Consider the following 22,726-nt stretch of genomic DNA (forward strand, 5'->3'; position numbering starts at 1 on the left):
GACGTGCAGTTCGCCATGCGCGAGACCAGCCTGGGCCTCGTCCCGGACCTCACCGGGACGCACCCGCTCGTCTCGCTGGTCGGCTACGCCCGCGCGCTCGAGATCTGCGCCACGGGCCGGCTGCGGGTGGAGGTGGCGGTGACCGCCGGCCGCCGCCCGCTGGACGTGGCCAGGGCGGTGCGCGCGACCGTGACCGCGGTGGCCCCGGAGGGGACCGCGGTCACGGTGCTGGTGTCGGATCTGCGCTGACGGCGCGGTCGCGCGTCAGTCGCCGAGGCCCGCAAGGTCGCGGAGACGGCGGGCCTGCGCGGCCCGCTCGGCGACGCGCTGCTCCTCGTAGGAACGGCCGGAGACGCCCTGGAGCAGCGCCTTGGTCTCGATCACGGCGTCCCGCGGGGCGCCCAGCAGGGCGGCGCTCAGGTCCCGTACGGCCGCGTCGAGTTCGGCGGCGGGCACGGCGATGTTGGCGAGGCCGATGCGCTCGGCCTCGTCGGCGTGGACGAAGCGGCCCGTGGCGCAGATCTCGAGCGCGCGGGCGTAGCCGACCAGCGAGACGAGCGGGTGCGTCCCGGTGAGGTCCGGGACGAGGCCCAGGCTGGTCTCGCGCATGGCGAACTGCACGTCCTCGGCGACGACCCGCAGGTCGCAGGCGAGGGCGAGCTGGAACCCGGCGCCGATGGCGTGCCCCTGGACTGCCGCGATCGACACGATGTCGCTGCGGCGCCACCAGGTGAACGCCTCCTGGTACTCGGCGATGACCGCGTCGAGGTCCGCGTCGGACCCGCGCGCCAGGTCGAGGAAGGACGGCTCCCCGTCGAAGCCCTCGGGCGTGAACGCCTGCCGGTCGAGGCCCGCGGAGAAGGACTGGCCCTCACCGCGCAGGACCACCACCCGCACGCTGCCCGGCAACGACCGGCCGGCTTCCACCAACGCCCGCCACAGAGCGGGAGACTGGGCGTTGCGCTTCGCCGGATTGGTCAGGGTCACCGTGGCAACGGCGTCCTCGACGGTGAGCCGTACACCGTCCTTGTCGAACACGAGCACAGAGTCGAGCGAAGTCATGGGGCGCCTCCGGTTCCGGTGCAGCACTGCAGCGATCGCTCAGTGACCTCTTCGGCCACTAAGTGACTGCACAGTAACCACCCGGTCGACCGCTCGGCCGACCGGGTGGCCACCCCAAGAACCGGTGGACCCGACGAACCGCGCCCCGAGTCAGGCCGAGGCCGTCTTCTTGCCTCGTGTCGCTCCGCCGCGTCCACGCAGCGTGACTCCGGATTCACTGAGCATCCGATGGACGAATCCGTAGGAGCGGCCGGTTTCCTCGGCCAGCGCCCGGATGCTCGCACCGGAGTCGTACTTCTTCTTCAGGTCTGCCGCGAGCTTGTCGCGCGCGGCGCCGGTCACCCGGCTGCCCTTCTTCAGAGTCTCGGCCACCCGTGCCTCCTCATGGGAAGTGCGCTCTGGACTTCTCATGATCACCCCTTCCGGACGTCCTGGCCACCCATTCGACAAGGTCCGTGCCGCCGGGTTCGCTCCCGGACAAGGTGCCGCCACGACCGGAATACTCCATTCCGCTGGGTGCCGGACCCGCCGGAGAGCCGCCGCGGAAGGGAAGTACCAGGTCAGCGGCATCCTGCCGGTACGAGGACGGCGCGGCCCTGACGGAAGGATTCCGCAGGGTGCCGCGCCGGGGGGATGAGACGCACTCACTCAGATGAAGGATCACCCATGAGCCGAATGATCCATACGGGGATGATCAGAGGCCGGGCCGGCGGGCTGGTACGGACGCCGTGCCCGCCGTCCGGCCACCCGGCCCGTCCGCCTCGCCCGCTGGTCAGGCCAGGGCCACGAGGTCCTTGTAGTCCGGCCCCCACAGGTCCTCGACGCCGTCCGGCAGCAGGATGATCCGCTCCGGCTCCAGGGCGTCGACGGCGCCCTCGTCGTGGGTGACCAGCACGACCGCGCCCTTGTAGGTGCGCAGCGCGCCGAGGATCTCCTCGCGGCTGGCCGGGTCCAGGTTGTTGGTCGGCTCGTCCAGGAGCAGCACGTTCGCGGACGAGACGACGAGGGTGGCCAGCGCCAGACGGGTCTTCTCGCCGCCGGAGAGCACCCCGGCCGGCTTGTCGACGTCGTCACCGGAGAACAGGAAGGAGCCGAGCGTCTTGCGCACCTCGACGAGGTCGAGGTCGGGCGCGGAGGAGCGCATGTTCTCCAGGACCGTGCGCTCCGGGTCGAGGGTCTCGTGCTCCTGGGCGTAGTAGCCGAGCTTGAGACCGTGGCCCGGGGTGACCTCGCCGGTGTCCGCCGTCTCGGCGCCCGCGAGCAGGCGCAGCAGCGTGGTCTTGCCCGCGCCGTTGAGGCCGAGGATGACGACGCGCGAGCCCTTGTCGATGGCCAGGTTCACATCGGTGAAGATTTCGAGGGAGCCGTAGGACTTGGACAGACCCTCGGCCGTGAGCGGGGTCTTGCCGCACGGGGCGGGCTCCGGGAAGCGCAGCTTGGCGACCTTGTCGGAGACGCGGACCGCCTCCAGACCCGACAGCAGCCGCTCGGCGCGCTTGGCCATGTTCTGCGCGGCGACGGTCTTGGTGGCCTTGGCGCGCATCTTGTCGGCCTGCGAGTTGAGGGCGGCGGCCTTCTTCTCGGCGTTCTGGCGCTCGCGCTTGCGGCGCTTCTCGTCGGCCTCGCGCTGCTGCTGGTAGAGCTTCCAGCCCATGTTGTAGACGTCGATCGTCGAGCGGTTGGCGTCCAGGTAGAAGACCTTGTTCACGACGGTCTCGACCAGGTCGACGTCGTGGGAGATGACGATGAAGCCGCCGCGGTAGGTCTTGAGGTAGTCGCGCAGCCAGACGATGGAGTCGGCGTCGAGGTGGTTCGTGGGCTCGTCGAGGAGCAGGGTGTCGGCGTCCGAGAAGAGGATCCGGGCGAGCTCCACGCGGCGGCGCTGACCACCGGAGAGGGTGTGCAGCGGCTGGCCGAGCACCCGGTCGGGCAGCCCGAGGGCCGCCGCGATGGTGGAGGCCTCGGCCTCGGCGGCGTAGCCGCCCTTGGTGAGGAACTCGGTCTCCTGGCGCTCGTACTGCTTCATCGCCTTGTCACGGGTGGCGCCGGTGCCGTTGGCGATGCGCTCCTCGTTCATGCGCATCTTGCGGATCAGCACGTCCAGGCCGCGGGCGGACAGGATGCGGTCGCGGGCCAGGACGTCGAGGTCGCCGGTGCGCGGGTCCTGCGGGAGGTAGCCGACCTCGCCGGAGCGGGCGATGGTGCCGCCGGCGGGCTGACCCTCGCCCGCGAGGCACTTGGTGAGGGTGGTCTTGCCCGCTCCGTTGCGGCCGACCAGGCCGATGCGGTCGCCCTTGGCGATGCGGAAGGAAGCGGACTCGATGAGGATGCGGGCGCCGGCGCGCAGCTCGATGCCGGAAGCGGTGATCACGGACAGACTCCAGTGCGGGGGTGGACGGCGGAAGGGCTCTGGCGGGTTCGACGCCTCTACGCGTACGCAAGGAGAATGGCCATGCGGCCAGTCTAACGGGCGCTTGCAACTGCTTTTCGGACATGCTGCCGCGGGGTGACATACCTCTCCTTCCGCCTGTTGTCCGGCAAAAGGGGCGACTCATGGCGGAGTGATCGATACTCGGCCGGGAGGCGGCGGCCCCTGCCGCGGCACGACGCGGAGGGCGGTGGCCCATGCAGTTCGACGACGACGCCGACCTGGACACCTCGGAGGTGCGCGACGTCCGCGGCAGCCGCATCCCGGGTGGCAGGGCCACCGTCGGCGGCGGCATCGTCGGCCTCATCGCCCTGGTCCTGGGTGTCCTCTTCGGGGTGGGCCCCGAGCAGCTGGGGCTGTCGTCCGGCGGCGAGGATCCGGCCGCGTCCGCCTCGTCCGCGACCCAGGTGCAGCAGACCTGCCGGACCGGCGCCGACGCGAACGCCCGGCAGGACTGCCGGATCGTGGCGGTGGTCAACAGCCTGCAGGACTTCTGGCGGGCGGAGTACGCCCGGCGGGGCGGCCGGTACGGGGACGCGCGCACGGTGATGTTCACCGACCGGGTCGGGACGGCCTGCGGCTCGGCCACCTCGGCGGTCGGCCCGTTCTACTGCCCCGGCGACCGCCAGGTCTACCTGGACCTGGGCTTCTTCGACGAGCTGCGGACCAGGTTCGGGTCGACCGGGGGCCCCTTCGCGCAGGCCTACGTGGTGGCCCACGAGTACGGCCACCACGTCCAGAACCAGATGGGCACGCTCGCCCGCGCCCAGGACGGGCGCACCGGTGCCGCGTCCAACACCGTGCGGGTCGAGCTCCAGGCGGACTGCTACGCGGGCGTGTGGGCCCGCCACGCGACGTCCACGCCGGACGAGCGGACGGGACGGCCGCTGATCACGCGGCTGACGGAGGCGGACATCCGGGACGGCATGGACGCGGCGGCCGCGGTGGGCGACGACCGGATCCAGGAGAGGTTCCAGGGCCGGGTGACGCCGGAGAACTGGACGCACGGCTCGGCGGCGCAGCGTCGGCAGTGGTTCTCCACGGGCTTCAGGACCGGCGACATGGCCCGGTGCGACACCTTCCGCTGATCGTCGGCGGCGACTGCGAGACTGAGACCCGGGTCACATCCGACCGAGCGAGAAGGAGCGAGCGCGATGGGCGAGTCACCCGACATCTGTCCGACCCTCACCTACGAGGACGCGAAGGCCGCGATCAAGCTGCTCACCGAGGCGTTCGGCTTCACCGGGACGGTCGTGTACGAGGACGAGGACGGCAAGGTCGCGCACGCCGAGCTCTCGCACGGCAACGGCATGGTGATGCTGGGCAGCAAGGGCACCGGCAGCGAGTTCGACAAGCTGATGGCCGGCGGGGGCCCGGTCGGGGTGTACGTCCGCGTGGACGACGTGGACGCGCACCACGCCCGGGCCGTGGAGCACGGCGTCGAGATCCTGATGCCGCCCACCGACCAGGACTACGGCTCGCGGGACTACATGGCCCGCGACGCCGAGGGCAACGTCTGGTCCTTCGGCACGTACGCGCCGGGGGCCGCCCCCTAGGGGCCGTCCCGTCGGGGTGCCCCGGGCGCGTGGCCCGGGGCGGGCTCAGGAGCCCCCGGTGTGGACCTGGAAGGCCGCCCGGCGCACGGCCTTGGCGAGGGCCGGATCGGGGTGCGCGGCGGCGAGTGCGACGAGGACCTGGACCGTGCGCGGGTGCCCGACGGCCCGGACCTCGTCGAGCAGGGCCGGGACGGTCCCCTGGACCGCGGAGTCGAGGTGGCGGACGAGCAGCGTGCTCTCGCCGTGGTCGGCGACGGCCGCGGCGGTGTCGACCCAGAGCCAGGTCGCCTCCTCGCGGGTGAGCACCTCCTGGGCGTCGTCGGGGTCGGCGCCGTCGTACTCGGCGAGCCAGAGCAGCGCGTACGGGCGGAGCGGGGCCTCCTGGGCCGCGGCCCGGACCTCGGCCTCGGCCGGGGCGCCGACGACCCGCAGGGCCTCGAACGCGAGGCCGCGCAGCAGGGCGTCCTCGCCCCGGGCGACCGCCAGCAGTTCGGTGACAGCGCTGGACAGGGTGCGGGCGGCGAGCCAGGCGCGGTACTCGTCGCGGGCCGGGCCGGGGGTGAGCCGGGCGCAGCCGCGGAGCATGTCCTCGGCGGACTGCTCGATGTTCCCCGCCGGGCTCTGGGCCGCGACGCAGATCTGCTCCAGCTTGACCCACACCGCCCAGTTGCCGAGCGGGGTCAGGGTGGCCTGGCCCGGGCCGAGCGTGAGGGCGCCGACGGCCGCGAGACCCTCCAGGGCCCAGTCGAGCAGCGCGGAGAGCCCGTCCGTGTCGGCCGCCCGGGGGGAGCTCGCGGCGGCCTCCGGCTCGGCCTGCGGGTCGGGGACCTCGCAGCGCTCCTCGCGCAGTTCCTCGACCCGCTGACCGAGCAGGTCGAGGAGCGACGGGACCACGACGGGGCCGGCGGACAGCTGGAGGAGCGAGAGCACCTGGGGAAGGGCCTCGACGACCTCGGCGACGGCGCCGGGCGCCACGCCCTCGGGGGCCGGGTGGACCAGGGACCAGGCGTCGAAGAGGGCGACCCAGCCGCGCAGGACCGCGGAGTCGTCGCGGTCCCAGGCGTGCAGGCGCCAGCCCGGGCGGGCGGTGTCCCCGTGGATCTCGACGAGTCCGGCGAGGCGCGCCCGGTCCCAGCCGGCCCGGATCTGGCCGGGGGTCAGGTCCAGCGCCGCGGCGGCCCTTTCCTGGGCGGAGGCCGCGTCGGGGCCGGTCGACGGACCGAGTTCGGCCGCGCGGTCGACGGCGGCCCAGCGGGCGATCCGCACGGCGTCGGCCAGGACGATCCGTGCCTGGCGGGCCAGTTCCGCGCGGGGCGGAGTGCCCTCCGGCGGACGCGGCGCCGGCCGCGTACGACGGGTCGTCACGGCCCGTCGGGCGGTCGCAAGTGCCCGCGGACGGACGAGTCGGAGTCTGGAGTTGCGCGCCAAATGCTCATCAGGCTGTCGAGACGTCACGGGGGCAGTCTTCCCGCTGACGGCCCGAAAGCCCAATCGGAATCCGGATCGCCGTCGAAAGACGCCGGGAACGGCCCCGAACCGGGCCCCGGACCGGCTCCGGAAGGAGGGCGGACGGAGCCCGGAACGGAGCCGTGCGGCGGGGCGCCTCGAAGATCGCCGGGCCGGCACCCCTGGGGCGCGTTGCGAAAGGAGCGCCGTCCGCACGGAGGGCGGGCCGCGGGGCAGGCGGGACTTTCGCCACACGCCCTAGAGCAGTGGGGTCAGGAAGCGGCGCAGTGCTTCCTCGTAGCGGACCGGGTCGGCGTTCCACATCGAGGCGTGCGGGGCCTGCCGGACCGTCTGCAGCGTGACGAGTTCCGGGCGGCGGGCGGCCAGCCGGAGGGACGGTTCCCAGGGCGCGAGCGTGTCGTCCGGGCCGTGGAAGACCAGGGTCGGGATCCGCAGGGCGGCCGGATCGGCGGCGTCCTGGAGCCGGGCGCCGTCCAGCGCGGCCCGGGTCGTCGCGGCGCGGACGGCGAGCGGGAGCAGCGGGGCCGGGACGTGGCGGGCCGCGACGAGGGCGCGCAGGGTGGCCTCCCGGTCGAGTACCGGGCTGTCGAGGACGAGACCGCGGACCGCGTCCCGGACGCCGGAGTCGGCCGCGACGTGCAGGGCCATGGTCGCGCCGGTCCCCCAGCCGTACAGGACGACGTGCTGGGCCCCTCGGCGCACGGCGTAGCGGACGGCGGCGTCGGCGTCGCGCCATTCGGACTCGCCGAGGTGGCTCAGGCCGTCCGGGGACGGCGGCGCGCCCTCGTCGCCGCGGTACGCGGGGATGAGGACGGGGATCTGGCGGCGGCTGAGGAAGGGGACGACGTTGAGCGGCTGCAGCCGGGTGGTGCCGATGCCGTGCAGCGCGACGACCCAGGTGGGCCGGGGGCCGGGGACGAGCCAGCCGGGCAGGGGGCCGAGTTCGCCGGGGATCTCGACGTCCTCGTGGTCGACGCCGAGGGCCGACAGCGGGGTGCCGGTGTGCAGCACGGGGGTGAGGCGGACGCGGGTGCCCGGTTCGAGGGTGCCGTGCTCGACCCGTTCGAGACGGCGGACGACGGTGTCGGCGGAGTGCGGGACCCGGTCCAGCACGGGTCCGACGACAGCGTGCACGTCGGGGCCGTCCAGACCGTAGGTGCCGGGACGCAGTGAGGCGAGGCTCCGGGTGAGGGTGACCCGGCCGTGTTCCGTGGCGTGCACGGTGAGCCGTGGGTCGCCGGGCAGCGGTCGTCCGGACGGCGCCCGGAGGGCGACGTCGCTGGCGTACCGGCCGGCCGCGATCGCGGCCGCGCCGACACCGATCAGAGTGGTGACGGCCGCTGCCGTCGCTGTAGCCGGGCGCACGTTCCCAGTGTCGGCAGGGTGCGGACGGGGTGCCACCGGACCGCGGCCCTTCGGGCGCCCGCCGGTCCGCCCCGGTGGTCCTCGGCGCCTCCCCCGCGCCGTCTCCGCGCACTCGACCGAGTGACCTGGGTCACTTCACGGGGGTCCCTCGGCCGGGTGATCTTGTCCGTGAGACGAGAGTGACTGGCGGGGCGGAAGTCAACGGAAGTCTGTTCCGTCCCGCTACGGCACGGCTTACCCGGGGTTGCACGGGGACCACATCGTGGACGGTTCGACGTCCGGAGCGCTAAGCGGAATGACCGGACACCGATTCGGGACACCACACCGCCCGGCCCAGTTCACCTTCCGTTCACCCAGGTTGCTTACGTTCGTCGAGCCACTGACGTCAAACGATTGCCTGGGTAAATGGAACACATCACGCTGCTGCTCGCCATTGTGGTCGTGACAGCTCTCGTGTTCGATTTCACGAACGGTTTCCACGACACCGCCAACGCGATGGCGACGACCATCTCGACCGGTGCCCTCAAGCCCAAGACCGCGGTGGCCATGTCCGCCGCGCTCAACCTGGTCGGTGCGTTCCTGTCCGTGGAGGTCGCCAAGACGATCTCCGGCGGGATCATCAACGAACAGGGCATTCGTACCGAAGTGATCTTCGCGGCGCTCGTCGGCGCCATCCTCTGGAATCTGCTGACCTGGCTGCTCGGACTCCCGTCCAGCTCCTCCCACGCCCTCTTCGGCGGCCTCATCGGTGCGGCGGTCATGTCCGCCGGCTGGTCGGCGGTCAACGGCGGCACCATCGTCACCAAGGTCCTGCTCCCCGCGATCGCCGCYCCGATCGTCGCCGGCCTCGCCGCCACGGTGGCCACCAGGCTCACCTACCGGATCGGCGCCAAGACCGACGAGAAGTCCACGGCCAAGGGCTACCGGGCCGGACAGATCGCCTCCGCCGGTCTGGTCTCCCTCGCCCACGGCACCAACGACGCCCAGAAGACGATGGGTGTCATCACCCTCGCCCTGGTCACCGGTGGCGTCCTCGCCCCCGGCTCCAACCCTCCGATGTGGGTCATCGTCTCGGCCGGTCTGGCCATCGCGATGGGCACCTACCTCGGCGGCTGGCGCATCATCCGCACGATGGGCAAGGGCCTGACCGACCTGCGCCCGCCGCAGGGCTTCGCGGCCCAGACGAGCGCGGCCACGGTCATCCTGGCCTCCTCGCACCTCGGCTTCTCCCTCTCCACCACCCAGTCCTGCTCCGGCGCCGTGATGGGCGCGGGCCTCGGCCGCAAGGGCGGCGTCGTCCGCTGGTCGACCGCGACCCGGATGTTCGTCGCCTGGGGCCTGACCCTGCCCGCCGCGGGCCTGGTCGGCGCCGGCGCCGAGTTCCTCACCAAGCAGGGCACCTGGGGCATCGTCGCCGTCGCGATCCTGCTGGTCGCCGGTTCCGGTGTCATCTGGGCCCTGTCGCGCCGCAAGCCGGTCGACCACCACAACGTCACCTCGGACGACCTCGACGCCGAGCCCGCGGGCGTCGTGACCACCGCGATCGCGGCCGTCAGCCCGCCGCCCGCCGGGACCGTCGCCGCCGTCGCGGACGAGGACCTCAAGACCACCATCCCCTCGCCGGCCCCCACGGACCCGGCAGCCCCCGCGGCCCCGGCCGCGGCGGTCTAAGGAACCAAGGGACACGCACGCATGAAGATCGACTGGGCAGCTCTCGGCTCCGTCTTCGGAGTCAGCCTCGTGGCGACCGTCGCCCTCGTGGGCCTGTTCACCCTCGGCATCGTCGGCCTCTCCAAGCAGGAGCAGGCCACGGCCCAGGGAGGCTCCGCCACCCTCGCGCGCACCGGCGCGTACGCCTGCTTCGCCCTGTGCGCGGCGGCCGTCGCGTACGGGATCTATCTGATCGTCGTCTGACGCGGGACGACCCCACCGGCCGGGCGGGCCGCACCCTCGGGTGCGGCCCGCCCGGCCGTCGTGGTGTGGGGCTCCGCACACTGTCCCACCGCAGGTCAAGGGTGAGTTGACGGGTGTTCGCACAGCGTGGTGCACTTCCGGGGCCATTACGGCGGCAGAAGAGGAAGCCCGGTGCGATTCCGGCGCGGTCCCGCCACTGTGACCGGGGAGAGCCTCCCCGGGAGTCAGGAACTCTCACCGCCGGTCACGTCGAGCCAGGGCGCGGACCCTGAGTGAGGACACAGCGCCATGCCCGGCCGCAGTGCAGCCACAGGTGTATTCGCGTACGGCGCCGCCGCCGGTCTGGCGGCGGACCTGCTCGTCGGCGACCCCCGCCGCGGCCATCCGGTCGCCGCGTTCGGGCGGGCCGCGGGCGCCGTCGAACGGCTTCTCTGGCACGACCACCGCGGCTGGGGCGCCCTGCACACCGCCGTCTGCGCCGGTGGCGCGACCGCGGCCGGCGCACTGGCCGCGCGGGCCGTACGGGACCGGCGCCCCGCCTCCGTCGCCCTGACCGCCGCCGCCGTGTGGGCCGTCGTCGGCGGCACCACCCTGGGCCGGGAGGCCCGTGCCATCGGCGGGGCGCTGGCCGCCGGGGACCTGGACGTGGCCCGCGAGCGGCTGCCCCATCTGTGCGGGCGGGACCCGCAGTCCCTCGACGGCCCCGCGATGGCCCGCGCCGTCGTCGAGTCGGTCGCCGAGAACACCTCCGACGCGGTCGTGGGAGCGCTCGTCTGGGGCGCCGTCGCCGGGGTGCCGGGACTGGTCGGCTTCCGCGCGGTGAACACGCTCGACGCCATGGTCGGCCACAAGTCCCCGCGCCACCGGCGCTTCGGCTGGGCCTCGGCCCGGCTCGACGACCTGGCGGGCTGGCCGGGCGCCCGGCTGACCGCCGCGCTGGCCACGGTGGCGGGCGGTGACCCGCGCGGCGCCGCCCGCGCCTGGAGGGCCGACGCCGGCCGCCACCCGAGCCCCAACGCGGGCCCGGTGGAGGCCTCGTTCGCCGGCGCCCTCGGCGTCCGGCTCGGCGGGACGCTCTCGTACGGCGGCCGGGTCGAACACCGGCCGGTGCTCAACGGGGCGGGGCGGGACGTGGAGGTCGCGGACATCGAGCGGGCCGTGCGGCTCTCGCGGCGCGTGACGGGACTGACGCTGGCGGCCTGCGTGGGCGGCCGGCTGATCATGGGTGCGATCAAGCGGAGGCGGATATGAGGGGCGGACTGCTGGTCGCCGGGACCACGTCCGACGCGGGGAAGAGCGTCGTCACGGCCGGCATCTGCCGCTGGCTGGTCCGCCAGGGGGTGAAGGTGGCCCCGTTCAAGGGCCAGAACATGTCCCTGAACTCCTTCGTGACCCGCGAGGGCGCGGAGATCGGCCGGGCTCAGGCCATGCAGGCGCAGGCGGCCAGGGTGGAGCCGACCGCCCTGATGAACCCGGTGCTGCTGAAGCCGGGCAGCGACCGCTCCAGCCAGGTCGTCCTGATGGGCCGGCCGGTGGGCGAGCTGAGCGCGCGCGGCTACCACGGAGGGCGGCAGCGGGAGCTCTTCGAGCCGGTGCTGGCGTGCCTGGAGGAGTTGCGGGGCACGTATGACGCCGTGATCTGCGAGGGGGCGGGCAGTCCGGCCGAGATCAACCTGCGGCGCACGGACATCGTGAACATGGGCATCGCGCGGGCCGCACGGCTGCCGGTGCTCGTGGTCGGCGACATCGACCGGGGCGGGGTCTTCGCCCAGTTCTTCGGGACGACGGCGCTGCTCGCCCCGGAGGACCAGGAGCTGATCGCGGGCTATCTCGTGAACAAGTTCCGCGGCGACGTGACGCTGCTGGAGCCCGGTCTCGACATGCTGCACGGGCTGACCGGCCGGCGGACCTTCGGCGTCCTGCCGTACGCCCACGGGCTCGGCATCGACGAGGAGGACGGGCTGCGGGTCTCGATGCGCGGCGCGGTCCGGGAGTCGGTCGTGGCGCCGCCGGTCGGCGAGGACGTGCTGCGGGTCGCGGTCTGCGCGGTGCCGCTGATGTCCAACTTCACGGACGTGGACGCGCTGGCGGCCGAGCCGGGCGTGGTGGTGCGCTTCGTGGACCGTGCGGAGGAGCTCGTCGACGCGGACCTCGTCATCGTGCCGGGCACCCGCGGGACGGTGAAGGCGCTCGCCTGGCTGCGCGAGCGCGGCCTGGCCGACGCGCTCGCGCGCCGGGCCGCGGAGGGCCGTCCGGTCCTCGGCGTCTGCGGTGGTTTCCAGGCGCTCGGGATGCGGATCGAGGACGAGGTCGAGTCGAAGGCCGGGACCGTGGACGGGCTCGGCCTGCTGCCGGTCCGGGTCCGGTTCGCGGCCGACAAGACGCTGGCCCGGCCGGTCGGCGAGGCGCTCGGCGAGCGCGTGGAGGGCTACGAGATCCACCACGGCGTCGCCGAGGTGCTGGGCGGGGAGCCGTTCCTGGACGGCTGCCGGGTCGGCGCCGTCTGGGGAACGCACTGGCACGGCTCGTTGGAGAGCGACGGCTTCCGCCGGGCGTTCCTGCGCGAGGTGGCGGCGGCGGCCGGGCGGCGGTTCGTCCCCGCGCCGGACACGTCGTTCGGCGCTCTGCGCGAGGAGCAGCTGGACCGGCTGGGCGACCTGATCGAGGAGCACGCGGACACGGACGCGCTGCTGCGGCTGATCGAGAGCGGTCCGCCGGCCGGGCTGCCGTTCATCCCGCCGGGCGCCCCGTGAGCGCCGCCGGCACCCGGACCGGCACCACCCGCGGACCCGCCGGCGCCCACGCGCGCACCCCCGTCGGCACGCGCCGCCCGCCCACGCGCGAGACGCGTGCGCCCCGGGACACCCACAGCGAACGCGAAGGAAGGATCGACCGATGAGCACCCGGTACCCGTTCACCGCCGTCGTCGGCATGGACGACCTGCGACTGGCGCTGTTGCTGAACGCCGTCAGCCCGGCGGTGGGCGGTGTCCTCGTCCGCGGCGAGAAGGGCACCGCCAAGAGCACGGCCGTCCGCGCGCTCGCGGACCTGCTGCCGGAGGTCCCGGTGGTGGCGGGCTGCCGGTTCAGCTGCGACCCGGCCACCCCCGATCCGGCGTGCCCGGACGGGCCGCACGAGGCCGGCGCGCCGGCCGCCCGCGCCGCGCGCATGGTGGAACTGCCGGTCGGTGCCTCCGAGGACCGGCTGGTCGGCGCCCTCGACATCGAGCGGGCCCTCGCCGAGGGCGTGAAGGCCTTCGAGCCGGGGCTCCTCGCCGACGCGCACCGCGGGATCCTCTACGTGGACGAGGTCAACCTCCTCCACGACCACCTGATCGACCTGCTGCTCGACGCCGCCGCCATGGGCTCCTCGTACGTGGAGCGCGAGGGCGTCTCGGTACGGCACGCGGCCCGCTTCCTGCTGGTCGGGACGATGAACCCCGAAGAGGGCGAGCTGCGGCCGCAGTTGCTGGACCGTTTCGGGCTGACCGTCGAGGTCGCCGCGTCCCGGGAGCCCGAGCAGCGGGTCGAGGTCGTGCGGCGCCGCTTGGCGTACGACGACGATCCGGCGGCCTTCGCGGCACGCTGGGCCGACGAGGAGCGCACGCTGCGGGACCGGATCGTGGCGGCCCGGGCGCTGCTGCCCGCCGTGGTCCTCGGCGACACCGCACTGCTCCGGATCGCCGCGACCTGCGCCGCGTTCGAGGTCGACGGCATGCGCGCGGACATCGTGATGGCCCGCACCGCCACCGCGCTGGCCGCGTGGGACGGGCGGACGGACGTCACCGCCGAGGACGTGCGGCAGGCTGCCCTGCTCGCGCTCCCGCACCGCAGGCGGCGCAATCCCTTCGACGCGCCCGGCCTCGACGAGGACAAGCTCGACGAGACGCTGGACCGGTTCCGGGACACGGACGACGACGATCCGGATCCGGGCCCGGGCGACGGCGGCCCCGGCGGAGGCGGGGGCGTACCGCCGCAGGGCGAGGGGCCGGAGGCGGCTCCGGAGAGCACCGGTACGGACGAGGGTCCGGCGCCCGCACCCGCGCCGGGCGGGCCGGGGGCGGGCGAGCGAGCGGCCGTCAAGGCCGCCGAGCCCTTCCGGACGAAGATGCTCAGCGTGCCCGGGCTCGGCGAGGGCGCGGCCGGGCGCCGCTCCCGCGCGCGTACCGAGCACGGCAGGACGACCGGCGCCGTGCGCCCCCGGGGCGCGTTGACGAAGCTGCACCTGTCGGCGACCGTGCGGGCCGCCGCGCCGCACCAGAAGGCCCGCGGGCGCACCGGCGCCGGGCTGGTCGTCCGCCGGGACGACCTGCGGCAGGCGACCCGCGAGGGCCGCGAGGGCAACCTGGTGCTGTTCGCCGTGGACGCGTCCGGTTCGATGGCGGCCCGGCAGCGGATGAGCGCCGTCAAGGGGGCCGTGCTCTCCCTGCTCCTGGACGCCTACCAGCGGCGCGACAAGGTCGGTCTGATCACCTTCCGCGGCCGGGACGCCGAGGTGGCGCTGCCGCCGACCTCGTCGGTGGACGCGGCGGCCGCACGTCTCGAACAGCTGCCGACCGGCGGCCGTACGCCGCTGTCGGCCGGGCTCCTCAAGGCGCACGACGTGCTGCGCGTCGAGCGGCTGCGCGACCCCTCGCGCCGTCCGCTGCTCGTCGTCGTCACCGACGGCCGGGCGACCGGTGGCCAGGACCCGGTCGCGCTGGCCGCCCGGGCCGCGCGGCTGCACGCCGCGGAGGGCACGGCGGCCGTCGTCGTGGACTGCGAGACGGGGCCGGTGCGCCTCGGGCTCGCCGGGGACCTCGCCCGTGAACTGGGCGGCAGCGCAGTGACCCTGGACGAGCTGCGCGCCGACTCGATCGCCGGACTCGTCAGGGACGTACAAGCCGGACACGCGACCAGGAGGGCCGCTTGATGCCACAGGGACAGCCGACCGTCGTTCCCGACGACGGTCTGACCACCCGCCAGCGCCGCAACCGTGCGCTGGTGATGGTGCACACCGGCGTCGGCAAGGGGAAGTCGACCGCCGCCTTCGGCATGGCGCTGCGCGCCTGGAACCAGGGCTGGCCGATCGGGGTGTTCCAGTTCGTCAAGTCCGCCAAGTGGCGGGTCGGCGAGGAGAACGCCCTCAAGGCGCTCGGTGAGACGGGCAAGGGCGGCACCGTCACCTGGAACAAGATGGGTGAGGGCTGGTCCTGGATCCAGCGCGAGGTCGCCGAGGGCGAGCAGTCGCACGAGGACAAGGCCCGCGAGGGCTGGGAGCAGGTCAAGCGGGACCTGGCCGCCGAGGCGTACAAGTTCTACGTCCTCGACGAGTTCGCCTACCTGCTGCACTGGGGCTGGATCGACACCGCCGAGGTGGTCGAGGTGCTGCGCGACCGGCCGGGGCAGCAGCACGTGGTGATCACCGGCCGCAACGCGCCCCAGGAACTGCTGGACTTCGCGGACCTCGTCACCGACATGTCGAAGGTGAAGCACCCGATGGACGCGGGTCAGAAGGGCCAGCGGGGCATCGAGTGGTAGCACGTCTCGTCATCGCCGCGCCGTCCTCCGGCGCGGGCAAGACCACGGTCGCGACCGGTCTGATGGCCGCGTTCGCGGGACGTGGTCTGGCGGTGTCCCCGCACAAGGTGGGCCCGGACTACATCGATCCGGGCTACCACGCCCTGGCCACCGGCCGGCCGGGCCGCAACCTCGACGCGTACATGTGCGGTACGGGCCTGGTCGCGCCGCTCTTCGCGCACGGGTCGCGCGGCTGCGACCTGGCGGTGGTCGAAGGGGTGATGGGGCTGTACGACGGCGCCGCCGACCAGGGCGAGCTGGCCTCGACCGCGCAGGTCTCGAAGCTGCTGAAGGCACCCGTGGTGCTGGTCGTGGACGCCTCGTCCCAGTCGCGGTCGGTGGCCGCCCTGGTGCACGGCTTCGCGTCCTGGGACCCGGAGGTGCGGATCGGCGGGGTGATCCTCAACAAGGTCGCCACCGACCGGCACGAACACCTGCTGCGCGAGGCGCTCGGGGAGTCGGGCGTGCCGGTGCTCGGCGTCCTGCGCCGGGCTCCGGCGGTCGCGACGCCGTCGCGGCACCTGGGCCTGGTGCCGGTCGCGGAGCGGCAGGCGGCCGCCGTGGAGGCGGTGGCGGCGCAGGCGGAGCAGGTGCGCGCGGGCTGCGACCTGGACGCGCTGCTGGCGCTCGCGCGCAGCGCCCCCGACCTCCGCACCGAGGCGTGGGACCCGAACGGTCCGTGGGCCGGGACTCCGGGCCGGACGGCCGAGCCGTCGCGGCGGCCGGTCGTGGCCGTCGCCGGCGGGGCCGCGTTCACCTTCTCGTACGCCGAGCACGCCGAGCTGCTGACGGCCGCCGGCGCCGAGGTCGTCACCTTCGACCCGCTGCGGGACGAGAGCCTGCCCGAGGGGACGTCCGGGCTCGTCATAGGCGGCGGCTTCCCGGAGATGTACGGCCCGGAGCTGTCCGCCAACGAGCCGCTGCGCAAGGCCGTGGCGGAACTGGCGCGCTCCGGCGCCCCGGTCGCCGCGGAGTGCGCGGGGCTGCTCTACCTCGCGCGGTCCCTCGACGGGACGCCCATGTGCGGGGTCCTGGACGCCGACGCGCGGATGTCGGAGCGGCTCACCCTCGGGTACCGGGACGCCGTGGCCGTGAGCGACAGTCCGCTCGCCGCCGCCGGCGCCCGGGGGTGCCGGGCGGGCAGCGCGCGGGCGAGGAGGACGAACGCCTCCGCCGCGCCCGCCGTGAGCAGCACCCGCCGGGCCGGCAGGTCGTGCCGCTCGGCGACGGCCGCCCGGGCGGAGCGGCCGTCCGGATAGGCCGCGAGCCCGGTCAGCGAGTCCGCGATCTGCGGCACCACGGTGACGCGGAGGTACGGGACGAGAAGCTGATCGACCTCGCGGTGAACGTCCGGACGAACACTCCCCCGGACTGGCTGCGGGAGCGGATCGCGGACTCGCTGACCGGGCTCGCGGCCTATCCGGACGGCCGCTCCGCCCGGGCGGCCGTCGCCGAGCGGCACGACCTGCCGGCCCGGCGGGTGCTGCTCACGGCGGGCGCGGCGGAGGCGTTCGTCCTCCTCGCCCGCGCGCTGCCCGCCCGGCACCCGGTGGTGGTGCACCCGCAGTTCACCGAGCCCGAGGCGGCGCTGCGCGACGCCGGGCACGAGGTGGGGCGGGTGCTGCTGCGCGCGGAGGACGGCTTCCGGCTGGATCCGGGGCTGGTTCCCGAGGACGCGGACCTGGTGGTGATCGGGAACCCGACGAACCCGACGTCCGTGCTGCACCCGGCGGAGACGATCGTGTCGCTGGCGCGGCCGGGACGGACGCTGGTGGTGGACGAGGCGTTCATGGACGCGGTGCCGGGCGAGCGTGAGTCGCTGGCCGGGCGGACGGACGTGCCGGGTCTGGTGGTGTTGCGGAGCCTGACGAAGACCTGGGGGCTCGCGGGGCTGCGGATCGGCTACGTCCTCGCGGACCAGGAGACGATCGCCACGCTGGAGCGGGCCCAGCCGCTGTGGCCGGTGTCCACGCCGGCGCTGGTCGCCGCGGAGGCGTGCATGTCCCGGGCGGCGCTCGCGGAGGCGGAGCACGCGGCGTACCGGATCGGGGTCGAGCGGGCCCATCTGCTCGCCGGGCTGGCGGAGTTCGACGAGGTTCGGGCGGTGGCCGCGGCGGAGGGTCCGTTCGTGCTGGTGCGGATCGACCGGGCGGACGCGGTACGCGAGCGGCTGCGGGCCCTGGGCTTCGCGGCGCGCCGCGGCGACACCTTCCCGGGCCTCGACCGGAACTGGCTGCGGCTCGCGGTGCGGGACCGGGTGACGACGAACCGTTTCCTGCAGGCCCTGGACCAGGCGCTGCTCATCGCGGGCTGACGACGGCGCGCGGCCGGCGGCACCCGGGTGCGCCGCGGGGAGGGCGGTGCCGTCGGCCTCGCCCTCCCCGCGGTGTGCCACGGGCCCGACACGCCTCGGTCCGCGGCGGGCGGCACGGACCCCCCGGCGCTCCCCGGCACCGATCCGCGCGCCCTCGCTCGTGTCGGCCGGGACCTCGGAGTCCCCCCTCGACCCCTTCGGTCCCGGTCCGACGTCCCCGACGAACACCCGACCCTCCGCCGCGGCCACCGCCCGAACCTCGTCGAACTCCGCCAGCCCGGCGAGCAGCACGACGGCGCCGCCCGCCAGGTACGGGGTCATGGAGCCGCCGCCGGTCTCGGCGAGGTTCTGGCCGGTCGGGTTCGAGCCGCCGTTCTGGGTGGTCACACCGCTCCCGCCGGTCTGCTCGGCGGACGGCTGCCCGGTGGGCTGTTCGGTCGGCTGCTCGGTCGGCTGCCGCGTCGGCTCCTCGGTGGGACGCGTGCCCTTCGGCGTCGCGCAGGTCGCCTCGGCCAGCGTCACCACGCCCTTGACCCTGGCCACTCCGAGTTCCAGCGGGTTGACCTCCACCTTGAGCTCCAGGGCGGTGGCGGCGGCCGTGCGCGAGGTCGTCGAGGTACGGGACAGGTCGAGGGTCACCTTGCCGACGCCCGGCACGACGACCTTGGTCTGCCCGCCCGTCGACAGGGTCGTCTTCTTGCCGAAGACGGTCACGTGCCCGAGGACGTTGGCCTCGGCGACCGGCCGCTCGCCCGTCTCGCACAGCGCCTTGGCGGTGACCTTCTCGATCTCGATCAGGGACAGCAGGGGCAGACCCGGCACGTGCACCCGGGCCTTGACCAGGTTCACGTACCCCTCGGCCTTCTTCTCGTCCACGGTCGCCCTGGACGTGGCGACATCGGCCCGCAGGATGTCGATCGGCCGGCCCTTCTCGGCCCCCTTGACCTTGACCGTGAGGGCCGTCCTGTTCTCCGTCTCGGGCGCCTTGACCTCGTTGAGGGAGGTGCGCAGCGGCACGTCCACGGTCTTGTCGAGCAGGGAGACGTCGAGTCCGGTCCGCAGGACGACGGCGGTGGCACGCCCTTCGCCGCCCGTGGCGTGCGCCGCGGGGGCCGCCAGGACCACGGGGCCGACGGCCAGCGCGGCGACGGTCGCGGCAGCGGCGGTACGGCGTACGGGCAGACGGAAGGTGTTGCTGTTCACGGTGGCGGAACCCCCACGGAAGACGAAAGGCGTCGCCGGCCGCACACCGCGGGGACACGCGGCCCGTGCGGCGTCGGCGACTTGGGACACCGGAATCTTTACGCACGGAGAGTGAACCGGCAGACACCTGACGTGAGTTCACTCCAAAGGGGGGTTTCCGTGTCCATATTCGATTCTTTCGGCACACCCGTTCCCGCGAGTCCCGCGCGTCGCATGCCGCGCGGGCGCACGCGGAAAGGATTCAACGACGCGCGCCCGCTCCGGGTAACGGAAAGTCAACCCGACGCCGCAGGTGGCGGCTTCGGGCCGGCCGGCCGCGACGCGCTCAGGAGGCGCGCCAGTAGCCGAGGGCGTGCACCCGCTCCTTGGGCAGCGACAGGTCCTTGCGCAGGTACGCGCCGAGGGTGCGGGTCGTGGCCGTGTCGCAGGCGACCCAGACGTACGGGTCCTCGCCGGCCAGGTCCGGAAGCTCGGCCCTCACGCGCTCGACGAGGGCGGCGCCGCCGTCCGCGCGCGGGACGCGGCGCAGGTCGTGCCGGTCCGGGTCGAGCCGTACGGGGAGCTGCTCGTCGGAGTCGTGCACGGTCTCGAACCACAGCGTGGCCGGCACGCCGGGCATCGCGTCGAGCAGCGAGTTGACCGCGGGCAGGGACGCGGCGTCGCCGATCACGAACAGGCGCTCGGGGCGCGGCTCGGGGACGGTGAAGCCGGTTCCCTGGAGGGTGGCCGCCACGGTGTCGCCGGGCTTGCAGGTGCGGGCCCAGTGGCTGGCGAGCCCGTCGTGCAGGGCGAACTCCAGGCTGAAGGTGCCGGCCTCCGGGTCCGGGTCGACCAGGGTGTAGGCGCGCTGGTGCGGCTTGCCGCCGCCCTCGAACCAGATCCTGACCCACATCGTCGGGTGGACTCCCGCGGCGGCGAGCAGCCCTCCGTCCGTGACGTGCACGCGGCGGTAGTGCTCGGTGACCTGCTCGGCCCCGGTCACCGTGAACGTGAAGTCCTTGCCGCGCATCAGCTTGAGGACCACCCCCTCCCAGCCGTGCCCCATCGCGCTCTCCTCCCCTTGGGCCCGGGATTGCTTCCCGGACGACCGTCACATAGGTTAGGGCAGCCTAACCTAAGAGAGATCGGGAACAGAGTGACATTCGAGGTCTTCCGGGACGCCTGGGGGATTCCGCATCTGCGGGCCGCCGGTCCGCGCGAACTCGCCTTCGCGCAGGGGCGCGTGACCGCCGCGGACCGGGCCTGGCAACTGGAGGTCGAACGCCACCGGGCGCAGGGCACGACGGCGGCGTTCCTCGGAGCCGGCGAGATCACCTGGGACACCTTCGCACGGCGGGCGCGGCTCGCCGACACCGCCCGCCGCTGCTTCGACCGGCTCGACGCCGAGACGGCCTCCTGGGTACGCGCGTACGTGGACGGGGTCAACGACGGCCTGCCGGAAGGGGCCGGACGGGCACCGGAGTTCGCCGCGACCGGCCTCGTCGCCGGCCGGTGGGAGCCGTGGACGCCGCTGGCGGTCTGGCTGACCACCCACATCCTGTTCGCCGGCTTCCCGACCAAGCTCTGGCGCGAGGAGGTCGCCGCCCGGCTCGGTGAGGAGTGGACCGAGCTGTTCGCCACCGACGGGCCGGGCACCGCGGGCTCCAACGGCTGGGTCGTGTCCGGCGGGCGGACCGCGAGCGGCGCCGCGATCGTGGCCGGCGACCCGCACCGCTTCATCGAGGCGCCCGGTGTCTACCAGCAGATCCGGCTCGCCTGCCCCGCCTACGACGTGGTGGGCCTCGCGGTCCCGGGCGTCCCCGGCCTGCCGCACTTCGGCCACACCGGACACGTGGCCTGGGCGATCACCAACGCGATGGCGGACTACCAGGACCTGTACCGGGAACGGCTGCGCCGCGACCCGGCCGGAGACGTGCGGGCGCTCGGCCCCGACGGCTGGCGTCCGGCGGCCGTCCACACGGAGACGATCGAGGTCGCGGACGCCGATCCGGTCGAGGTCGAGGTCGTCGAGACGGACCGCGGTCCGGTGATCACCGGACCGCTGCCGCCGGCGGCGGAGGCGGGCGCCGCCTCCGGCCAGGCCGCCGCGGCGGCCTGGGAGGCCGTCAGCCTGCGGTACCTGCCCCGGGTGACCGGCGAGCTGGGCTTCGGCGTGCTGGGCGAGCTGCTCGCCGCCCGTACGGTCGCGGACGTGGACCGCGCCGTCGACGGATGGATCGAGCCGGTCAACGTCGTCCAGGCCGCCGACGTCGAGGGCGGCCTGCTGCACCGGGTCGCCGGGCGGGTGCCCGTCCGGGACCGGGTCAACTCCCTGCGGGTGGTACCCGCCTGGGAGGCGCGCCACGCCTGGCAGGACGCCGCCGCTCCGCTGCCGCGGGCCGACGTCGAGGGCCACGCGGTCATGGCCAACGCCCGGGGTCTCGCGGCCCCGCTCGGCGTGGAGTTCGCGCCGGCCCACCGGGCCGCCCGGATCGACACCCTGCTCGCCGCGTCGACCGCCTGGACCCCCGGGGCGATGACCTCGGTCCACACGGACACCGACAACCCGTCCGCCGCGCGCCTCCTGGCGGCCGTACGGGCGACGGACCCGGCCCCGGGGCACGAGGCCGACGCGGCCCTCTCCCCCGCCGCCGCGCGGGTGCGGGAACGCCTCCTCGCCTGGGACCGGCGGATGGAGGCCGACAGCACCGAGGCCGGGCTGTACGCCGCCGTCCGCGGCGCCGTGGTGCGCCGGCTCGCCGGGCACGCCGTCTTCGCGCCGCTGCGCGAACGCGCGCCGTACCCCGACGTCTTCCAGCCCTGGCTCGCGCTCGGACCTCGGGTGGCCTACGCCCTGGAGACGCTGCTCGTCACCGGTCCCGTACCCGCGGCCGAGGTGGCGCGGATCGTCCGCGAGGCACTCGAGGAGGTCGCCGCCGGGCCCGAGCCCCTGGCCTGGGGCGCGACGCACCGGCTCGCCCCCTGGCAGGCGCTGGCGGACGCCGACGACGCGCAGTGGCCCGGTCTCGCCGGGGACCACGACTGCGTGCTGTCCACGTCCAGCGTCCCCGGCTACACCGACCGCAGCGCCCGGAGCTCGGCCGCCCGGTACGTGTGGGACCTCGCGGACCGCGACGCCAGCCTCTGGGTCGTGCCGTTCGGGGCCTCGGGCGTCGCCGGCGACCCGCACCACCGCGACCAGCTGCCGCTCTGGCTGCGCGGGGACCTCGCCCCCGTCACCACCGACTGGAACCACCTCTCCAAGGAGCTCCCCCATGACGACCACTGAGCCCGCGCACCTGCAGACCGTCGAGGGGTTCGGCACCGTGCGCGTCGACCGCATCGACCCCGACGCCGACGCGGCCCTCATCCACGGCTGGGTCAACGAGGAGCGGGCCCGGTTCTGGGGCATGGGAGGCACCACCGTCGAGCAGGTGCGGGACATCTACGCGCACCTCGACTCCCTCACCACCCACCACGGCTACCTGGCCCGCCGCGACGGTGAGCCGGTGGCGATCTTCCAGACCTACGACCCCGCCGCCGACCGCGTCGGCGAGTGCTACGACGTACGGCCCGGCGACATCGGGGTGCACCTCTTCCTTGCACCGGCCTCGCGCCCCGAGCCCGGCTTCTCCGGCGGCCTGCTCAAGGCGCTGACCGACTTCGCGCTGACCGGCCGCACCCGCGCCGTCGCCGAGCCGGACGCCGACAACGAGAAGGCGATCGCCCGGCTGGTGCGCGCCGGCTTCGTCATGGGCCCGGAGGTCGTCCTGCCGGAGGTGGACCTTCCGGAGGTCTTCATCCCGGAGAAGAAGGCCCGCCTGGCGTTCATGACCCGCTGACCGGCCGTCCGCGAGACCCCTGGGGCGCCGGGACCCCA

Annotated in this window: 18 protein-coding genes, 2 pseudogenes and 1 riboswitch; of the genes and pseudogenes, 13 read left to right on the forward strand and 7 right to left on the reverse strand. The window is 74.3% G+C overall.

Annotated features, from left to right (window positions below; genetic code table 11):
- Window positions 1–249: pseudogene (locus EAO71_RS39960) on the forward strand (enoyl-CoA hydratase/isomerase family protein); the annotation flags it as partial.
- 15 nt (window positions 250–264) lie between these two features.
- Here the strand turns inward: EAO71_RS39960 and EAO71_RS10080 are convergent.
- The 3 genes from EAO71_RS10080 to EAO71_RS10090 all read right to left on the reverse strand — a co-directional run bounded on the left by EAO71_RS10080 (window position 265) and on the right by EAO71_RS10090 (window position 3,433).
- The gene (locus tag EAO71_RS10080; protein WP_147977414.1) at window positions 265–1,062 is read right to left on the reverse strand and encodes an enoyl-CoA hydratase/isomerase family protein; all 798 of its coding nucleotides are present in this window, start codon (window positions 1,060–1,062) and stop codon (window positions 265–267) included.
- A 150-nt stretch (window positions 1,063–1,212) separates the two neighbouring features.
- The gene (locus tag EAO71_RS10085) at window positions 1,213–1,434 is read right to left on the reverse strand and encodes a helix-turn-helix domain-containing protein (RefSeq protein WP_005477683.1); all 222 of its coding nucleotides are present in this window, start codon (window positions 1,432–1,434) and stop codon (window positions 1,213–1,215) included.
- 400 nt (window positions 1,435–1,834) lie between these two features.
- Window positions 1,835–3,433, reverse strand: coding sequence for an ABC-F family ATP-binding cassette domain-containing protein (locus EAO71_RS10090; protein WP_147977415.1), 1,599 nt, complete (start codon window positions 3,431–3,433; stop codon window positions 1,835–1,837).
- A 254-nt stretch (window positions 3,434–3,687) separates the two neighbouring features.
- On the opposite strand from EAO71_RS10090, the gene ypfJ reads away from it, so the two are divergent.
- Window positions 3,688–4,578: a KPN_02809 family neutral zinc metallopeptidase gene (ypfJ, locus tag EAO71_RS10095; RefSeq protein ID WP_147977416.1), complete on the forward strand. Its 891-nt coding sequence runs from the start codon at window positions 3,688–3,690 to the stop codon at window positions 4,576–4,578.
- A 66-nt stretch (window positions 4,579–4,644) separates the two neighbouring features.
- Entirely contained in the window at window positions 4,645–5,046 is a 402-nt protein-coding gene (locus EAO71_RS10100; protein WP_147977417.1) for a VOC family protein, read from the forward strand.
- 45 nt (window positions 5,047–5,091) lie between these two features.
- Here EAO71_RS10100 and EAO71_RS10105 read toward each other — a convergent pair whose 3' ends face one another.
- Window positions 5,092–6,411: a hypothetical protein gene (locus EAO71_RS10105; RefSeq protein ID WP_147977418.1), complete on the reverse strand. Its 1,320-nt coding sequence runs from the start codon at window positions 6,409–6,411 to the stop codon at window positions 5,092–5,094.
- A 339-nt stretch (window positions 6,412–6,750) separates the two neighbouring features.
- Window positions 6,751–7,878 carry an alpha/beta hydrolase gene (locus EAO71_RS10110; RefSeq protein ID WP_147977419.1) on the reverse strand — a complete coding sequence of 376 codons (1,128 nt, stop codon included), beginning with the start codon at window positions 7,876–7,878 and terminating at the stop codon, window positions 6,751–6,753.
- Between the two features lie 405 nt (window positions 7,879–8,283).
- Here EAO71_RS10110 and EAO71_RS10115 point away from each other — a divergent pair, with 405 nt between their 5' ends.
- From EAO71_RS10115 to cobC, 8 genes are all read left to right on the forward strand, one after another.
- Complete coding sequence (locus EAO71_RS10115) at window positions 8,284–9,549, forward strand: inorganic phosphate transporter (RefSeq protein WP_147977420.1); 1,266 nt, start codon at window positions 8,284–8,286, stop codon at window positions 9,547–9,549.
- 21 nt (window positions 9,550–9,570) lie between these two features.
- Window positions 9,571–9,792 (forward strand): hypothetical protein, encoded by a 222-nt coding sequence (locus EAO71_RS10120; RefSeq protein ID WP_147977421.1) that lies wholly within the window; start codon window positions 9,571–9,573, stop codon window positions 9,790–9,792.
- 121 nt (window positions 9,793–9,913) lie between these two features.
- A riboswitch (cobalamin riboswitch) is annotated at window positions 9,914–10,047 on the forward strand.
- A 33-nt stretch (window positions 10,048–10,080) separates the two neighbouring features.
- Window positions 10,081–11,043: a cobalamin biosynthesis protein gene (locus EAO71_RS10125; protein ID WP_147977422.1), complete on the forward strand. Its 963-nt coding sequence runs from the start codon at window positions 10,081–10,083 to the stop codon at window positions 11,041–11,043.
- Window positions 11,040–12,545 (forward strand): cobyric acid synthase, encoded by a 1,506-nt coding sequence (locus EAO71_RS10130; RefSeq protein WP_147977423.1) that lies wholly within the window; start codon window positions 11,040–11,042, stop codon window positions 12,543–12,545. Before EAO71_RS10125 ends, EAO71_RS10130 begins: the two co-directional genes overlap by 4 nt.
- Window positions 12,546–12,687: 142 nt before the next feature.
- Entirely contained in the window at window positions 12,688–14,703 is a 2,016-nt protein-coding gene (locus tag EAO71_RS10135) for a putative cobaltochelatase (RefSeq protein ID WP_147977424.1), read from the forward strand.
- A complete protein-coding gene (cobO, locus tag EAO71_RS10140) occupies window positions 14,703–15,311 on the forward strand; it encodes a cob(I)yrinic acid a,c-diamide adenosyltransferase (protein WP_147977425.1) in 609 nt (202 codons plus the stop codon). Before EAO71_RS10135 ends, cobO begins: the two co-directional genes overlap by 1 nt.
- Complete coding sequence (locus EAO71_RS10145) at window positions 15,305–16,609, forward strand: cobyrinate a,c-diamide synthase (protein WP_261992080.1); 1,305 nt, start codon at window positions 15,305–15,307, stop codon at window positions 16,607–16,609. Before cobO ends, EAO71_RS10145 begins: the two co-directional genes overlap by 7 nt.
- Window positions 16,606–17,664: an Rv2231c family pyridoxal phosphate-dependent protein CobC gene (gene cobC, locus EAO71_RS10150; protein WP_147979206.1), complete on the forward strand. Its 1,059-nt coding sequence runs from the start codon at window positions 16,606–16,608 to the stop codon at window positions 17,662–17,664. Before EAO71_RS10145 ends, cobC begins: the two co-directional genes overlap by 4 nt.
- A 279-nt stretch (window positions 17,665–17,943) precedes the next feature.
- Here the strand turns inward: cobC and EAO71_RS10155 are convergent.
- Window positions 17,944–18,867, reverse strand: a pseudogene (locus EAO71_RS10155) (SCO1860 family LAETG-anchored protein); the annotation flags it as partial.
- Window positions 18,868–19,192: 325 nt separating this feature from the next.
- A complete protein-coding gene (locus EAO71_RS10160; protein WP_147977426.1) occupies window positions 19,193–19,912 on the reverse strand; it encodes a siderophore-interacting protein in 720 nt (239 codons plus the stop codon).
- 90 nt (window positions 19,913–20,002) lie between these two features.
- On the opposite strand from EAO71_RS10160, the gene EAO71_RS10165 reads away from it, so the two are divergent.
- Window positions 20,003–22,135: a penicillin acylase family protein gene (locus EAO71_RS10165; protein ID WP_147977427.1), complete on the forward strand. Its 2,133-nt coding sequence runs from the start codon at window positions 20,003–20,005 to the stop codon at window positions 22,133–22,135.
- The gene (locus EAO71_RS10170; protein ID WP_147977428.1) at window positions 22,122–22,688 is read left to right on the forward strand and encodes a GNAT family N-acetyltransferase; all 567 of its coding nucleotides are present in this window, start codon (window positions 22,122–22,124) and stop codon (window positions 22,686–22,688) included. Before EAO71_RS10165 ends, EAO71_RS10170 begins: the two co-directional genes overlap by 14 nt.
- Window positions 22,689–22,726: the final 38 nt, after the last annotated feature.

The organism is Streptomyces sp. MS191, from assembly GCF_008042125.1.
In the GTDB taxonomy this organism is placed as follows: domain Bacteria; phylum Actinomycetota; class Actinomycetes; order Streptomycetales; family Streptomycetaceae; genus Streptomyces.

Excerpts from the sequence above, each read along its gene's own strand:
- EAO71_RS10080 (WP_147977414.1), bottom strand. The coding sequence starts at position 1,062 with ATGACTTCGCTCGACTCTGTGCTCGTGTTCGACAAGGACGGTGTACGG.
- ypfJ (WP_147977416.1), top strand. The coding sequence starts at position 3,688 with ATGCAGTTCGACGACGACGCCGACCTGGACACCTCGGAGGTGCGCGAC.
- EAO71_RS10100 (WP_147977417.1), top strand. The coding sequence starts at position 4,645 with ATGGGCGAGTCACCCGACATCTGTCCGACCCTCACCTACGAGGACGCG.
- EAO71_RS10120 (WP_147977421.1), top strand. The coding sequence starts at position 9,571 with ATGAAGATCGACTGGGCAGCTCTCGGCTCCGTCTTCGGAGTCAGCCTC.
- EAO71_RS10125 (WP_147977422.1), top strand. The coding sequence starts at position 10,081 with ATGCCCGGCCGCAGTGCAGCCACAGGTGTATTCGCGTACGGCGCCGCC.
- EAO71_RS10130 (WP_147977423.1), top strand. The coding sequence starts at position 11,040 with ATGAGGGGCGGACTGCTGGTCGCCGGGACCACGTCCGACGCGGGGAAG.
- EAO71_RS10135 (WP_147977424.1), top strand. The coding sequence starts at position 12,688 with ATGAGCACCCGGTACCCGTTCACCGCCGTCGTCGGCATGGACGACCTG.
- cobO (WP_147977425.1), top strand. The coding sequence starts at position 14,703 with ATGCCACAGGGACAGCCGACCGTCGTTCCCGACGACGGTCTGACCACC.
- EAO71_RS10160 (WP_147977426.1), bottom strand. The coding sequence starts at position 19,912 with ATGGGGCACGGCTGGGAGGGGGTGGTCCTCAAGCTGATGCGCGGCAAG.
- EAO71_RS10170 (WP_147977428.1), top strand. The coding sequence starts at position 22,122 with ATGACGACCACTGAGCCCGCGCACCTGCAGACCGTCGAGGGGTTCGGC.